The sequence below is a fragment of the Hymenobacter sp. UYAg731 genome (assembly GCF_054061335.1).
Genome location: NZ_JBSSEC010000001.1, coordinates 304,611 through 320,330, shown reverse-complemented (window position 1 = coordinate 320,330; position 15,720 = coordinate 304,611). Strand labels below are relative to the sequence as shown.

Annotated in this window: 11 protein-coding genes; 1 reads left to right on the top strand and 10 read right to left on the bottom strand. The window is 64.1% G+C overall.

The annotated features are described in order from the left end of the window. Window positions 1-115 precede the first annotated feature (115 nt). The 10 genes from ACVWYF_RS01310 to ACVWYF_RS01265 form a co-directional block, all read right to left on the bottom strand. The gene (locus tag ACVWYF_RS01310) at window positions 116-2,443 is read right to left on the bottom strand and encodes a beta-1,3-glucanase family protein (protein WP_457063830.1); all 2,328 of its coding nucleotides are present in this window, start codon (window positions 2,441-2,443) and stop codon (window positions 116-118) included. A 541-nt stretch (window positions 2,444-2,984) separates the two neighbouring features. Continuing rightward, window positions 2,985-4,097 carry a VWA domain-containing protein gene (locus tag ACVWYF_RS01305; RefSeq protein WP_457063828.1) on the bottom strand — a complete coding sequence of 371 codons (1,113 nt, stop codon included), beginning with the start codon at window positions 4,095-4,097 and terminating at the stop codon, window positions 2,985-2,987. Window positions 4,098-4,106: 9 nt separating this feature from the next. Continuing rightward, a complete protein-coding gene (locus ACVWYF_RS01300; protein ID WP_457063827.1) occupies window positions 4,107-4,826 on the bottom strand; it encodes a 2'-5' RNA ligase family protein in 720 nt (239 codons plus the stop codon). 21 nt (window positions 4,827-4,847) lie between these two features. Then, window positions 4,848-7,205 (bottom strand): DUF5682 family protein, encoded by a 2,358-nt coding sequence (locus tag ACVWYF_RS01295; protein ID WP_457063825.1) that lies wholly within the window; start codon window positions 7,203-7,205, stop codon window positions 4,848-4,850. A 182-nt stretch (window positions 7,206-7,387) separates the two neighbouring features. Then, on the bottom strand, window positions 7,388-8,191 hold the full coding sequence (locus ACVWYF_RS01290; protein WP_457063823.1) for an SMI1/KNR4 family protein: 804 nt from the start codon (window positions 8,189-8,191) through the stop codon (window positions 7,388-7,390). 55 nt (window positions 8,192-8,246) lie between these two features. After that, a complete protein-coding gene (locus ACVWYF_RS01285) occupies window positions 8,247-9,332 on the bottom strand; it encodes an ATP-binding protein (RefSeq protein ID WP_457063821.1) in 1,086 nt (361 codons plus the stop codon). 164 nt (window positions 9,333-9,496) lie between these two features. Further along, window positions 9,497-12,628 carry a DUF5691 domain-containing protein gene (locus ACVWYF_RS01280; RefSeq protein WP_457063819.1) on the bottom strand — a complete coding sequence of 1,044 codons (3,132 nt, stop codon included), beginning with the start codon at window positions 12,626-12,628 and terminating at the stop codon, window positions 9,497-9,499. Between the two features lie 131 nt (window positions 12,629-12,759). Further along, a complete protein-coding gene (locus ACVWYF_RS01275; RefSeq protein ID WP_457063817.1) occupies window positions 12,760-13,119 on the bottom strand; it encodes a hypothetical protein in 360 nt (119 codons plus the stop codon). An 84-nt stretch (window positions 13,120-13,203) separates the two neighbouring features. Then, entirely contained in the window at window positions 13,204-14,523 is a 1,320-nt protein-coding gene (locus ACVWYF_RS01270; RefSeq protein WP_457063816.1) for a DASH family cryptochrome, read from the bottom strand. A 72-nt stretch (window positions 14,524-14,595) separates the two neighbouring features. Further along, entirely contained in the window at window positions 14,596-15,198 is a 603-nt protein-coding gene (locus ACVWYF_RS01265; RefSeq protein WP_457063814.1) for a hypothetical protein, read from the bottom strand. A gap of 16 nt (window positions 15,199-15,214) precedes the next feature. Here ACVWYF_RS01265 and ACVWYF_RS01260 point away from each other — a divergent pair, with 16 nt between their 5' ends. Next, the gene (locus ACVWYF_RS01260; RefSeq protein ID WP_457063812.1) at window positions 15,215-15,679 is read left to right on the top strand and encodes a hypothetical protein; all 465 of its coding nucleotides are present in this window, start codon (window positions 15,215-15,217) and stop codon (window positions 15,677-15,679) included. The last annotated feature ends 41 nt before the right edge of the window (window positions 15,680-15,720 follow it).

Sequence of the window (15,720 nt, the reverse complement as noted above, 5' to 3'; positions counted from 1 at the left end):
TTCGCGAAATCTCACCCCCGGCCCCTCTCCTTGGGGATAGGGGAGCCTGACGACTGCTTACAGTCGGGCCACTGTGGTTTTCCACTCCTCGGGAGAGGGGCCGGGGGTGAGGGCGTTATTCCTTGCTAAAGCGGCTCAGCACCTTGCGGCCGTCGGCCGTCTGGGCCAGCAGGGTGTAGAGGCCGGGGCGCAGGGCGGCCACGTCCAGGGTTTCGCCGCGGTAGGTGCCGCGCCACACCAGGCGGCCATCCATGCCCAGAATGCTGAGCTGGCTGCCGGCAAATTCGGGCCCGGCGGCCAGTGTCAGGCGGTCGGTTACCGGGTTGGGGTACAGGGCCAGAGCAGTTTCGGTGGCGTTGGTGGTGGCCAGGGCCCGGGCCACGCCCTGTTTGGTGATGCGCACCCAGTTGAGGTTGTAACCGCCGGTCTGGGCGTAGATGCCGAAGTTGTAGGTGCCGGCATTGATGGTGACGGTTTTGGAAACCGTGGTCCAGGTTTGCCAGCCGCCGGTGCCGGGGATGGCCGTGCTGCCCAGCTGGATGGAGCCGGCGTTCAAATCCGCCGAAATGGTGCCGCCGCCGGCCCCGCTGGCCACGCGGTATTCAAGCAAATAAGTGCCGGTGGTGGGGAAGTTCACGTTGTTCCATACCAGGTAGTCGCCGGCGTCGATGTAGCCCATGTCCTGGCCGCCGCCCGCGTCGGTGCAGGCTTCGACCACCATGCCGTTGTTCACGTTGGCGGCTTCAGCCTCTAGTTGGCGGCTGAAGCTGGCCGTGGCGGTAGCAAAGTTCAGCCAGTTTAGGTTGCAGCCGGTGGAGGCGCTGGCGAACACGCGCAGGGTCTGTTTGCCGGCGGGGAGCGTGACGGTGGCGTTAATGGTCTGCCAGTTCTGCCAGCCGCCGGTGTTGCCCACGTTGACGCTGCCGAGCACGCCGCCGGCGCTGTTGCGCAGCTGCAGCGTAGCCCCGCCGTTGGCGCTGGCCACCCGGAAGCCCAGGGTGTAAGTGCCAGCCGAGGCCACGTTGACGGCGTAGTCGAGGTAGTCATTGGTTTCGAAGTAGTCCACATTGAGCCCGCCGCCGGTGTCGGTGGTGGTTTCGGTGAGGGTGCCGGACTGGGCCGAGAAGCTCTCGGCCTCAATCTTACCCGGGATGGCCTGTGCCGTCGGGGCCTGTCCGGCAAAACCGCCGAACGTGGCCACTACCTTGGTCGGTTGCGGCGTCTGCAGCGTGGCCGACTGGTCGGCCACGTCATCATAGGCAAAGCCGTACGACAAATTATCCACGCTGATGCCCGGCAGGTGCCAGAAGCGGGCGTAGTAGTTCATGGGGGCCGCGCCGTAGAAGCCGGCCACGTTGTAGAAGTTCTGCTGGCCCGTCGCGCCGGCCGCCGTGCTGATGGCGTGGCGGTTGACGGCCGCCGTAATCTGGGCCTGCACCACGAGGTCGCAGTCGCCATCGGAGTTGCGCGTGGCCAGAACGCCCTTGCCCTCGAAGGCTTCCTGGGTAGTAGGTTCGCGGGTAATGATGCCCGTGCGGCCGTTGTAGGCGCCCGACTGGCCCACCACCACGAGCCGGTTATCGGCCCCCACGCGGCCCTTGAACACGCCGGCGTTGCCCGCGTTGAAAATCAAATCCTCGTTCTTGTACTTGGCCCAAACGGCGTCGAGGTAGGGCTTGAAGTAGTTGCCGTAGGGGCCGGCCGTGGTGCCGTTGGTGCCGTCGTAGAAGGCGGCGGTTTTGCTGGGGAAGCTGATGACACCCGTCGTGTTGTTCACTGTGCCCTGGAACTCGGTGGGCACGTTGGCCTTGTAGGCGGCCACGATGTCGGCGGCGGTTTTCAGCTCGCCGGTTTTCTTGTAATAGCCGTTGCCGTACAGCTCCAGGCCCATGGGGTAGGCGAAGGCATCGACGCGGGTGGTGTTGCCGAAGAAGCCGCCGCCGTTGTTGGTCAGCTCAATGGTTTCGTAGATGATGCCCGTGTTGGGGTCCGTCGGGCTCTGCGGGTTGGGGGCCGTGTAGCCCGAGGGCGACCCATTAGCCCCGAAAAAGTAGAAATACAGCTGCTGCCCGCGCGAGATGTAGACCCGGCAGCCGGCAATGTAGGGCAGCGTGAACGTGTGGTTGGGGATGTTGCTCAGCTTGGTGAAGCAGGCCGCGTACTTCGAGTTCTGCCCCGGCCCGGTGTTGCCGTTGATGGTGGGGCCGGTGACGGTGTTGTAGCTGGTGCTCATGGGCAGCACCTGGCTGTTGGCCGCGTTTATCCAAACGTGGTTGTTGCTGGGGTCGATGCCCACGATGGCCACGTACAGGTCGGTATCGGCGAAGGGCGAGGTGTTGTTGATGGTGAACGGAATGCTGCCCTGAGCCAAGCCGGTGCGCGGCAGCAGGCCGCCGACAAACAGAAGCAGCCCAAAGAAGGAAAACAGTGCGGATTTTTTCATAGGATGGAAAGATGTGGGAATTGAAAAAAATGGAAAGCGCTGCCATGAAGCCCTGCTTGAAGAAGGGGCTGCCAGTATCCATGCCCGCCGCCGAACTGGCTTGGGCGGTGGGCATTGTGCGGGGTAAAGCTCCGGCCGGAGCAGGGGTCCCGGCCTGTCGAAAGGGCTGGCCGGGGAGCGGTGCCTAGCAAATATAGAAGCTTGCCGGAATAAAAAAACAGGCCAATCAGCCCCGAAAACAATTGTTTTGATGCCGATGACGGTTAGCTCGCACGCGCCGGTCATTTACGCCACTGGCCAGGGCCAAGCCGAAGGCAAGGGAGCACCTTTGCCCGATGCTGACGTGCGGCAGGGCCACCGGAGCCATGCGCTTAAAAAACAATTGTGCCGGGGAAAAAAATTGCACTTTGGACGCCAACGAAAGTTTTCCGCCGCTCGTTGCGAGGGAAAATCCGGCAAAGTCAGCTGCCTCAACGCCACAGCGCGCAAGCCCGTCCCGCACGATTCCTCCCCTCACTGACTGCTTACCTCCAATCTTCCCCTACTGCACTTCCAGCTTCGTCCCCTGAATGGCCCTGGCCATCAGCTCCGGAAATTTCCCCGGCGTGCAGGCGAAGCTGGGAATACCCAGCGCCGCCAGGTGCTCGGCCACGCGGCGGTCGAAGCTGGGCGCGCCGTCGTCGCTCAGGGCCAGCAACACCACGATGTTTACGCCGGCGGCTTTAAGGGCGGCGGCGCGCTTTATCATTTCCTGCTCGTTGCCGCCTTCGTAGAGGTCGGTGATGAGGACGAGGATGGTATCGGTGGGGCGGGTGATGAGCTGCTGGCAGTAGGTGAGGGCCAGGTTGATATCGGTGCCGCCGCCCAGCTGCACGCCGAACAATAAATCCACCGGGTCGTGCAGGTTTTCGCTCAGGTTCACCACGGCCGTGTCGAACACCACCATGTGCGTTTTCACGGCTTTCAGCGAAGCCAGCACCGCCCCGAATACGCCCGCGTACACCACCGACGAGGCCATAGAGCCGCTCTGGTCCACGCAGAGCACGATTTCTTTCAGCGCTTGCCCGCGCCGCCCAAAACCCACCAGCCGCTCGGGAATAATGGTTTTGTGGGCGGCCTGGTAGTGCTTGAGGTTGGCCTTGATGGTCGCGCCCCAGTCAATTTCATTATAGCGGGGGCGCGGGTTGCGCACGGCCCGGCTCAAAGCGCCCTGCACGGCCTGGCGCAGCGGGTTGCTGAGCTTTTTCTCCAGCTCGCGCACCACTTTGGTGATGACTTCGCGGGCGGTGGCCTTGGCCTTCTGCGGCATCACCCGGCTCAGCGACATCAGCGTGCCTACCAGGTGGACATCGGCCTGCACCGTGCGCAGGATTTCGGGCTCCAGCAGCAACTGGTTCAGGCCCAGGCGCGTCATCGCATCCTGCTGCATGATGGCCACGACTTCGGTCGGGAAATACTCCCGAATGTCGCCCAGCCAGCGGCTCACGCGGGGCGCGGAGCCGCCAAGGCCGGCCTTGCGCTCGGCCTTATCGCCGTCGTAGAGGACGGTGAGTACGTCGTCCATGCGGCCGTAGTCGGGCGGCATCGGCACGGCGTTGGCCGCATCGGCGGCGCTGCCGAGCACGAGTTTCCAGCGGGTGGGAGTTGTGGGCATGGCGGGGCGTTAGGCAGAGGGTGAAAAGGATTTGGAATGAGCCGATGTTCCCAGTGGAAATTTTTCCAGCAACACCGTATTGCGGGCGCGTTGGTACCAGTCATTGTAAACCAATTCGGCCGCATTGACTTCAAATGAACCGATGAAATACGCCTGATACTTTGCCAGCTTCTCCAGCAGCCGCGCTGGGTTTTGCAGCGGGTTGCGAAAGCGCATCACCGTAGAATGAGCCGTTTGAATGCTGTAGCGCTGGTCGATGGACTGTGGCAGCCCAGAGTTGCGGAAAAAGATGCGCATCGCATCGCGCATGGTTTCCAGCCCGTCGCCCACCGGGAAACCCTGCACGATAACGCTGTCTGGCGAGGCCGTCAGGCCCGCGTAGCTTATCGTGAGCGGGGCGTTCGATTCCAGAATGCTCCGCACAGCGTTTTGATAGGCGGCCGGGTCAATCAAATCCAGCGTAAAGCCCTCGTAACAGGAAATTATCGACATAATAGTGACGTGAATATCAGCGGCCGGGTAATAATACTGGTTGGGCTCGGCACCTCGAAAATCCATCATTATTTCCTCAATACGCGCCGTGATGGCAGCCGGCGGCCGGGCCAGGAGCGTGAGGCCCCGCCGCGTATCGTACGGCGAGTCAAGCAGACTATCCCGTTCCGCTTCACCTCGGGCCAGTTGACGCACTGCGGCCTGGCGCATAGCATCATAATGGGCAGTTAGGTCCATAATGAGCAAAGAAAGCAGCTGCTAATAACTGCCCAGCAATTCCCGCAGCCCCGGCAGCACCCGCGCCCCGCGCTGCCAGTCAAAATCTTCCGTGTCAGGCGAGGCAGAAACGTTGGCATCCGTGTTCGCGATTTCCAGAATCTGCCGCCGCTCGGGCAGTGAAAAATCCGTGAAAGCGCGACGCAGCAGCGGCACTATTTCGCGGAAGGTTTCCTCTTTTAACCCGCCCAGCCAGGTATCGAGCAGGTCGAATAATTCGCGGTGGTGGATGAGCAGCAGGCCGCTGCCGCGCAGGAAGCCCTCAATCCAGGCGGTGGCGTAGTCGGTAGGCTGGGCGGGGGCCAGGGCCAGGCCGAGGGTGGTGGCCGTGGCGGCGGCATCGGCTTGCTGCGCGTCGAAGAGCAGGCGGGCGGCGGCTCCGGCCAGCAGGCCGTTGGTGGGCCCGTGGCGCTGCACGGCGGCCAGGGCGGCGTACCAGTCGGCTTCGTGGGCGTCGTTTTGCAGCAGCCGGATGGCCTGGTGGGTGGCTTCGATACGCTTCAGAAGCGGCTTGGCGGCGGCATAATCCAGCCCCGCGCAGGCGGCGGGCAGGCCGATGCACAAGCGCGGCACCAGCTGCTGCACCACCTGGGCCACCTGCTGCGTGTCGGTGCGGCGCACGTTGCCATAGCGCAGCACCTGGGCCAGCGGGGGCAGGGCGGCCAGCAGGTGCGTCACGTCCCGGGTGCCGGCCCCAATGGTTTCGAGCCGCGCCACCAGCGCCGGAATGGCCGGGCCAAGGTCGGCGCGCAGGGCATGTTCAAGCAGTGTGCTTACGGCTTCGAGGCTGGTGGCTTCGGCGGCGCGGGCGGTGGCGCGGGTGGCGGCGGCGGCCAGCACGGTATTTCCCCAGCGGCCGGCCTCAATCACGGCCAGGGCCATTTCGGGCTCCCATTCCAGCGTCCACATTTCGTGGAAGGTGCCGCGTGCGCCAGTCACTTCCTCCGGCGCGCCCCAGTTGATGTCGAGCAGGCGCAGGCAGTGCAGCAGGTGACTGCGGTCGAGCTGGGCGGGCTGGCGCAGGTCGAGGTCGAGCGGCTTGGGCATGGCCTCGGGCTTGAGGCGCAGGGTTTTTTGCTGCTGGGCTAAATCCTGCTGCAAGGGCGTGGCGGGCAGGCCCGCCGGCACCTCGCCCAGCTTCACTCCAATCACCAGCTCCTTATGCACCAATGCCAGCGGCTCGGCGTAGCCCCCGCCCAGGATGGCCACGGCGGCTTCCTGCAATTCATCAATGCCCGGCAGCACCAACCCCCGCACGGCGGCCAGGGCGGCTGCCAGCCGCACGCCCTCAATGGCGTGGGCCGAGGACGCGTCCACATCCTGGCCGCGCAGCAGGCGGGTGGCGCGCACCATCCAGTGGGTCAGGACTTCAGCGCGGGGCTGGGCAAACAGCAGCTCGTACCAGGCCGGCGAAAGCACGCCTGCCCCATAGCCCGAGCTGAACGACAGCCGCTCGTAGGTCCAGGGAATCCAGGTGGTTTCGGTGGCGACTTTCTTCAGGCCTTTCAGACGGGCTTTGTCTTCCTTCTTGAATAGCTCGGCCCGCAGCACGGGGGCGTGCCAGGCTCCGCACACCACTGCCACGCGCGGGTAGCCCTGGGCCAGCGTGGCGCGCAGGGTTTCGCGCATGAATGCTTCGCGGAGCAGGGTTTCCTCGGTCTCGGGGCGATGCAATTCCTCGCGCAGGGCCGTCATCATCTCCAGCACCACGGCAAAGGTGTCGGCGTGGCCGGGCGCGTGTTCGAGGTGGGTTTCCCACCACTGCTCGGAATCGGTGTAGCCGGCCAGGCGGGCGATGTAGGCGACGGGGTCGGTTTCGGGAATGGGCTCGCCCTCCGCCTGTGCCTCACGAGACCCCTCCGGGGCCGGCGCCCTCTCTAAAAGAGGAGAGGGGGAGACAGTCGATTTTGTGTCGTTTTCTGCTATTTGCTTTTCACTTAATTCGTCTGGCTCCCCCTCTCCACCGGGGCGGGGGCCGGGGGGAGAGGCGACCATTAGGGCAGCCACCGCCTCGCGCATCCCAAACCTTAACGATATCGGCAAATCCATGCACCGCACATGCGCGCCATTGCGGGCGCACCACTGCACCGCCTGCCACTCCGGCGAGAACTCAGCAAACGGCAGAAACGAGGCCTGCCCTTGCTGCTTCGGGTTATACACCAGCAGGGCCACGGGCGGCCGCAACTCCGGATGGGTAGCGGTGGCCAGGGCCGCTTCGGCGTCGGCGGGGCACTCCAGCAGCACGATATCGGGCCGGAAAGCATCGAGCGCCGCCACGAGGCTGGCGGCGCTGCCGGGGCCGTGGTGGCGAATGCCGAACAGGCGGAGGTCGGTGGGCATGGGGGGCGAATAATGCGGGTGTAGAATATTTTTCAAAAACTCAGAAATAGTCCACAATTTTTAACTCCATTATTGTGGACTATTTCTGAGTTTTTGAAAAATAGTCTACAAAGTTGTGCTGCATTGGTAAACCATTGAAACTGTTTCGTTCGGGTTGGCTGCCTGCAAAGGCGGTGATTTAGTCAGTTTTCATTTGGGAGGTCGGTTGGAAGCAGACCGTAATCAATGAGGGCATAAGATGAACCAAACACGTTTCGGAGACTACGGTCTGTTTTCTTAATAATAGAGTTGCCAGCTTGTAGCTGGGTGAAAGCATCCTGGAGATTAAAAAAATAAATAGGGGTTTCCCAACCTGCGTATTCCAATCGGGAAAACGGGTGAATTCCATCCGGCAAGCTGATTTCTGACCGGAACTCTGTTGCATTGGCAGGAGAAGTATCCTTCAACTCCCACGGAGCATGCAGGGTAGCTTGCAGCGCAATCAGTATCTTCTGCTCCTCTGTGGTTTTGACGCTGATTTGCGCCCGCCAGGATTTTTGATGATTGAATAACCTGTCAGCGTATCCATCGCGCACTTCTTGAAAACTTGCGTGCAGCAATTCAGCAAATGAGAAATCCAAAGGCACTATTCGGTTCTCATTCCAGTGCTGGCATTCGTAGAGTTGGTTTTCAACTCCATCGGCATCAATCCGCAATAGCCAACAATCTTCGCCGCTATTATTGCCAATAACAATGTACTGAAGCTGGTCGGCTTTCGGAAGGTATGCTCGGGTATCCTTGAAGTCACTGGGTCTTTCCAGAAGTCCGAATACAAAGTCCTGCATTAACCCAAACGTGCGTAGGTATTCACGGTAGAATGCAGGAAAACGATGTTCGGCTAATCCCTCCAGCTTGTCAATTTCCCCATCGGTTAATGGCAGAAAAGCTACTTTATCGGCATATGGCAGCAGTTCGGTCAGGAGAGATTGGTAGTTAATCGACGCCATAAATCTGGAGGAATTAGCAGGTTGTGAAATGAAGTAAGCTGCTCAATTAACAAACTTACTCCACCACCTCCCGGCACGCCCGGTACAAATCCTTCCATCCATCCCGTTCCTTGGCCACGGTTTCGAGGTATTCGAGCCAGACCACGCGGTCGGGGGCGGGGTCTTTGATGACGGCCCCCATCAGGCCGGCGGCCAGGTCGTGAGCGCGCAGGGTGCCATCGCCGAAGTAGGCGGCCAGGGCCAGGCCGGCGTTCATCACGGAGATGGCCTCGCCGGTGCTCAGGGTGCCGGTGGGCGACTTGAGCTTGGTTTTGCCGTTTTCGGTCACGCCCTGGCGCAGCTCGCGGAAGATGGTGACGAGGCGGCTGATTTGCTCCAGCGCGGGGGCTTCCACGGGCAGTTGGAGGGCCTGGCCCTGCTTGGCCACGCGGGTTTGCACGATGTGGACTTCCTCGGCCAGGGTGGCGGGCAGGGGCAGCACCACGGCGTTGAAGCGGCGGCGCAGGGCGCTGCTCAGCTCGTTCACGCCCCGGTCGCGGTCGTTGGCGGTGGCGATGACGTTGAAGCCCTGCCGGGCCTGGATTTCGGTGCTCAGCTCAGGGATGGGCAGCACCTTTTCGGAGAGCATCGTCAGCAGCGTGTCCTGCACGTCGGAGGGGATGCGGGTAAGCTCTTCGATGCGGACGAGCTGGCCGGTTTCCATGCCTTTGTAGAGCGGGCTGGGCACCAGGGCGGCCAGCGAAGGGCCTTCGGCGAGCAGGCGGGCGTAGTTCCAGGAGTAGCGCAGGCTGTCTTCGGCGGTGCCGGCGGTGCCCTGCACCAGCAGGTTGGTGTGCCCGCTGATGGCGGCGGTGAGGTGCTCCGAAACCCAGCTTTTGGCCGTGCCGGGCACGCCGAGCAGCAGCAGGGCGCGGTCGGTGGCCAGGGTGGCCACGGCAATTTCCATCAGTCGGCGCTGGCCGATGTACTTGGGCTCAATTTCGAAGCCGTTAGCGAGCTTGCCGCCCAGCAGGTACGTCACCACGGCCCAGGGCGAAAGGTGCCAGCCGGGCGGCTTGGGGCGGTCGTCGGCGGCGCGCAGGGCAGCCAGCTCTTCGGCGTAGAGGTCTTCGGCGTGGGGGCGGAGCAGGGTGGGCGTCATTGGGTAAGGTGGTTTTGAAGTGGAAAGTAATGGGGAAGAACGTCAGGCTGAGCTTGTCGAAGCATCTCTACCGCTTCGTTGCAATAGTATTGATTAGTTGCGCGGTAGAGATGCTTCGACAAGCTCAGCCTGACCGTTCCTTTTTTTCTGCATGACCGTCTGATTCATTCATTGAGCGAAGCGTCCAAGTCAGTCCGGAAATGCAGCGTATGGCTGAACGCCTCGAACTGCTCGCGGTAGAATTCGTGGGCATCGGGAATATCGGCCAGCAGCCGTTGGGCGGCGGTAACGTCGCCGGGAGCCAGCTTGTCGAGCAGGGTCTGGCTCACGAAATAGCCGAAGCGCATCCGCTCCCGGGGCAGGTAGGGGAAAGCCAGCGCGGTGCCGGCCGTGTGGCGGGCCACCACCGCAAGGGCCGCTTGCGCGAGTGCCCAGGGCCAGGGGCCGGGCAGCACCCGGGCCTGCTCCAGCTTCTCCCAATCGGCTTCCCAGGGGCCGGGCGACGCGCGGAGGCGCTGGAGCAGCGGCGGCCCCAGCAGGCCCTGCTGCTCCTCGGCGGGTAGCAGCGGCACAAGCTTCCAAAGGGGCAGCTGGATGCCCGCCTTCGTGAGGCGCGACCCCTCGGCCAGCCATAGCTGCAAGAAGGCGGTGGCAAACCCCTGGCTGCGGTGCATGACGGCGCTTTCGGCCCAGGCCGAGAGCACGGGCACGGCCCAATCGGAAGCCAGCGCCTGGGTCAGCAGCTCGGCGGGGCTGGCGTGGAGGTGCGAGGGCCAGCGGTCGACGGGCACCCAGGCCAGCAGGTTGGCCAGGCGCGCCGCGCCGGCACCTACGGTGGTGGCCTGCCGGGCCGGCTGCGCCAGGTAGGTGAAGTGCGAATTCTTCTCCTCGATGCCGTCGGCCAGCCAGGATTTATCCCAGGCCTCGGGTAGGCTGACTTCCAGCGTGGCTTTGCCCAGGCCCAAGAGGCTGCGTCGGGTGCTGAGCAGCGGGGCCGCCCGCGCCCACAGCCGCTCGGTGAGCGCCGCGCCGTGAATTTGGACCAGCAGCGCGGCCGCCAGGCGGCGCACCTCCTGCCCCCGGGCTTTGAGCAGGGCTTCTAAAACCGGCTCGGCGTTGGGGTGCAGGTGGTCGGCCAGCAGCTCCAGTAGGGTTTCCTGGGCTTTGGCGGGCTCGGTGGGGAGGGCGGCCAGGAGCAGGGCGCGGGCCTCGGCGGGGGCGTGGGCGAAGTGCCCGGTGAGCCAGGCGAGACGCTGGGGCGGCGTCCCGGTTTCCCAGATGGCCGCGCCAGTCTGGGCCTGGTCTGGAGCCACTATTTTATCGGCCAGCTTGGTCCATTCGGGGTTCAGGCCCGCCAGCCAGTGGCCCCGGCTGCCCAGCACCGGCCCCAGCATGGCCCGCGTTTCGGCCGAATGGTGAGCGTAGTGCAGCAGCGGCACCAGCAGCGCGGGCGGCACGAGGCGGTCGCGGGCGGCCAGGCGGGCAAGGTAGTCGGGCAGCAGCTCCCGATGCAGGCCGTTGACGAGCATCTGGTGCAGATAATCGGTGCCCTTAGGGCCGATGACGGGCAGCAGCTCGGGCGGGGCGGGCACCACGGCCGGAGCGGCGGGGCGGGCGGGCCGGTGGCCGGCCTTGCGCATCAGGGCCAGCGTGCCGGCGGCCAGCAGCAGCTGGAGCTCGGGCGTTTCGGCAGCAGTGGGAAAGGCAGGGACGGTTTCGCCGCTTTGGCGGGTGCCGAGCAGGGCAATACGCAGGAGCTGTTCGGGCTTAACCTCGCTCCCCGGCCTGGTCGCCAGCGGAACGGGAGCACCGACAATGCCTGGCTCGGCATCGGCTGGCTTCGCCTCTCGGTGAGCGAGCGGGCCGGGGTGAGTGGGGGCGGCCGGTGCGTCCATCCAATTGCTCAGCGGCCGGAAAGCCTGCCCGTCCCACTCGCCGAAAAGCGTAATTGGCCGCCCACCGCTTTCGGCCAGCAGCTGCCAGGGCGTGTTTTCTTCAGCAAAGCGCAAGGCGAGGCTATGCGGTTCGGTGGCGTGGTGGAGCAGCCAGCGGCCGTCGGGCAGGGGCGTGGGGAGTACCTGGGTGAGCGTGGCCGGCCACTCGCGCAGCCAGGGCTGGCGGGCGAGGGCATTGGCATAGTCATCCAATAGCTGGCCAATGGACTGGCCGACGGGCACGACGCCGGCGGGCACCGTGCCGTCGAATTTTACCTGGACCGGGGCGGCCCGTAGCGGCAGCAATCCGGGGTAAAAAGCCAACTCGCCCAGGTAAGCGCCGTGCGGAATGAAGGGCGTATTGAACGGCTGCCCGCCGAACGAAAACTCCAGCACCAGCGCCGTGCGGCCGGTTTCGCGGCCGTGCAGCCAGGTGCGGCGGGCCGTCAGGCGGTCTTCCTCCCAACGGAACTGGCCCAGCACCCGCCAGGAGTCCGCCACGGGCGCGGCGGTGGCCAGCAGGTCCTCCTTTTTCAGGTTGACCCCGACTTGCTGCAACACGTCGGCCCGGGCATCGGGGCCGAGGCTGGGCAGGTTTAGGAAGGTCCGCGCCAGCAGATACAGCTCACCCAGGCGGCCCAGCAGGCGCGGGGGCCAGTCGGCGTGGGCGTGGCGCAGGGTGGCCAGCTCGCGCACGGTGCCAGCCAGGCCGGGCAGCTGGTTATCAACGAGCCGGGCCGCCTGGCTTTCCCAGAATTTGCCCGGCTGCTTATCGAGCGCGGCCAGGCCGGCGCGCAGCAGGTCTTCGAGCCAGGCCACGAGGTCTTCGGCTCCGGCCACCATGCGGGCCAGCCGCCTGGCGTCGACGGCGGGCGTTGTTTGGGTTTGGATGGCTGTTTCGCCGGTTTCAGCTGCCGCTGTTCCTTCCAGAAAAAGTGGGGTGTCAGGGGCGGCTTCGTCGGCCAGTAACTCTGCGGCAACTGCTGCTTTGGGCGCTTTGGGCGCAGGTTTTTCTGCTTTTTTCTCCTGCGTTTGCTGGCGTTTTTCCTGCCACTCCGTCAGCCAGGCGGGGGGCGTAGTACCGGCAAATAATTCGGGCTGGCGGGCCATGAGCAGCAGCAGCCCCGCCCCGTGCTTGCAGGGAAATACCCGGCTGGGGCAGCTGCACTTGAAGGCCGGCTCCGTCAGGTCGATGCCGGCGAGGTAGGGCTTGGTGCCGCTGCCGGCGCACTCGCCCCAGGCAGAAGTATCGGTGCGGCCCAGGTTGGCCCATTTGGCGGGTTTCAGCAGCTCCTGGCCCCGTTTGAGGGTCCCGGGGTCGGTGATGAGGGCGAGGGCCTGGGCTTCGGAATAGGAAATCATGCGGGGCGGGGTGGAGACGCATATTTGCGTCTCATCGTTGAACGAGCATCACTTTCACGGCGCGAACGACGAGACGCAAATATGCGTCTCTACACTTTGCAAGGCATTCGTTTTACTATCAGTCCCGGGTTTCACGCGAAAAAGTCGTCCGGGTCGGCTTGGCTCAGGTATTTGCGCAGAGCGGGCAGCGTGCCGAAATACGGCAGCACGCAGGCCAGAAACTCATCGACGGCGACCTGGCCGCTGGCGTATACCACGAACGTCTGGCCGCCATCGCCAAACTCAATCTCATCGAGCAAGGCCGGCTGGTGCTCCTCCACAATGGTTTCGAGGTGCTCGGCCCAGGAAGCGGCCGTGCCGCCGAAGCCGAAGTGCTGAAACAGGGCATAGTAGTCTTCCAGCCCTCCCACATCGGCGAAAATGACGAACTGATACTCGGGCGCAACGGGCTCGGGGGCGGCCGTCACTTGAAAAGGAAACGAAGCAGACATGCCGCGAAGGTACGGCAGACCGGTAGCGCAAGCATGGCGCGGCCGGGTCAAAAACGGCCCATGCGTGGCCTCGCAAAGCCCGCGCTACTTGCTCCAGGTGCGGACGTAGCGGCCCTGCGGGTCGTAGCGCCGGGCCTGCTGGGCCACGTCGAAGGCGGTATCGCGCACGTCGGTGCCGGTGCCCGCGATGTACTTCCAGTTGCCCCAGTTCGAGGCCGCGTCGTGGTCGATGAGCTGGTGCTCGAACCAGGCCGCGCCCCAGCGCCAGTCCTGGTGCAGGTCGTGGATGAGGTAGCTGGCCACGTTTTGCCGACCCCGGTTGCTCATAAAGCCGGTGGCGGTCAGCTCGCGCATGTTGGCATCGACAAACGCGTTGCCGGTGCGGCCGGCAGCCCAGTCCTCAAACACGGCTTTGTTGGGCCGGATGGGCTTGGGCAGCTGGTCGCGCAGGCCACGCCAGCGGAAAAAATCCGGCCCGGCCTTCTGAGCCAGCAGGCGGAAATAATCGCGCCACAGCAGCTCCAGCCGCAGCTGCATGGCTCCTTTGCTGCGTGCGCCGTGGGCATCATCATAGGCATTGATAGCTGCCCAAATCTGGCGGGCCGAGAGGCTTCCATTGGCCAGCCAGGGCGAAAACTTGGTGCTGAAAGCTTCGCCCAGCATCTCGTTGCGGGTGTCGTCGTAGCGGCCAATGAGGTGGCGTTCGACGGCGTAGTCGTGCAGGCGGGACAGGCCGGCGGTTTCGCCCCCGCCCAGCGCGGGCAGCGCCGAGCGGCGGTCGGGCGCAGGGCGCATCAGCAACGGCTGGCCCAGTTGGGTAGCTAACAAATCGGCCGTGGGCAGGGGCGCGGGCGCGAACCCGGCGGGCAACGGCGGCAGCTGGCGCGGCGCGGGCAGCGGGGGGCGCACCGTCATTTTGGAAAATACATCGAACCGAAACTTGCTGAACGAAAACGGCAGCTTGCCAATGGGAATGGGCAGGTCGGCGGGGTGCAGCAGCGTCAGGGTTTCAAAGCGCCGCAGCGGTAAGTGGGGGCCGAGTGCGGCTACGACGGCTTCCTCGGCTTCCTCTTCCTCGGTGGTGTGTTCGGTGCTGACATGCACAGCCTGCGCGCCCAGCTGCCGGGCCAGGGCGGGTAGCACGTCCTCGGGCCGGCCCACCGCGAAATGCACGCCGGAGCCCAGTGCGGCGTAGCGCCGCTGCAAATCGGTCAGGGTTTCGAGCAGGAACGCCAGGCGGTGCGGACCGGTGCGCGGCCGGTCCAGATAGGCATCGGGGCCAAAGGCTACGGGGTCGAAGCAGTACACCGGCAGCAGCGCGGTGGTGCCGGCGGCTGCCGCGGTGGCCAAAGCTTCATTGTCGTGGAGGCGCAGGTCGTTGCGTAGCCAGTAGAGGACGGTCATGCGGGGGAATTGAACGGTTTGTCAAGCAACAAACTGTTTCCGTTTTCTTCCCTCGTTCCGGTCAGAATCTGGCTATTTGCGCCGCCGCAACGCCACCACCAGCCCCACGCACAGCACGGCGAGGCCCGCAATCAGGGCATCGCGCACGAAATGGCTTTGTTTGGCTTCGGTTACTTCGGCTTCGAGGTCGCGCATCTTGGCGAGCTGCTGCTTTTCGCGCTGGTGCAGGTTTTCAGCTTCGTTGGTGAGCTCCGAAAGGCGCTGCGCGGTGAGGTTGCGGTCATCGCGCGAGCTGGTTTCGAGGTGGGTGGTGGTGGCAGCCAGCCGCACGGAATTCGTCTGGGCCGCCTGGGCGGTACGATTGAGCACGTCCACGATTTGCTGGTCCTTGTCCATAATGCCTTGCAGGGCATCCACTACTTCCTGGAGGTCTTTTTTGGAAGGCTTGTTGCCGAACAGGCTGTGACGCTGGGCGCTGGCCGCAGTGTAGCGGTCGGTCAGGGTTTTACGCTCCGCCAGCAGGCCGGGCAGGGGCGAATCGGGAGTAATGGCCGGCGTTTGGGCGGCCGTGGCCGCACTCCACAGCAGTCCGCCACTCACGACCAGGGCGCGAAACAATGGGCGGCGATTGGTTATTTGCAGACTGTCAACCCAGGAAAACAAGGACGTACGCATGAAGAAAATACAGGTAATGAAAAAAGGCAGCCTCTTATTGCTCGGGGCGCTGAGCGTGTGGAGCTGCGAAACGGCCCGGCCCAAAACACCGCCTACCTACGGCGGCGCGGCATCGGAAGGCCTCTACGAGAAAGGCGGCAGCGGCGTGTTGCCCTTCCTGATTCAGGCCGCCAGCCCGGACGACACCTACGGCTTTACGGCAAACAACCCGGTGCGGGTGGGGGGCGGTCGCGAGGCCGGCGTGCGCAACCAGCAGCGCTACCTTAATGCCCTGCTGGGGCCCCGGGGCGAAAAGCTTAATTATGAGCACGAAGGCAGCTGCTGCACGTTTAAAATCGCCGAAGCCGGCATCGACAACGAAGGCCAGCTCGACGTGTATTCCATCACCTGGAAAGGGCAGAAACAGCCCCTCCGGCTCTACCTGAATATGTACGAGGAAGGCCCTTTGGCATCCCCGGTGGGCCTCACGGCCGCCCACTAGCCCAGCCGGCAGCGGGCCATTGAGCGTCGAAAAACCGTTAC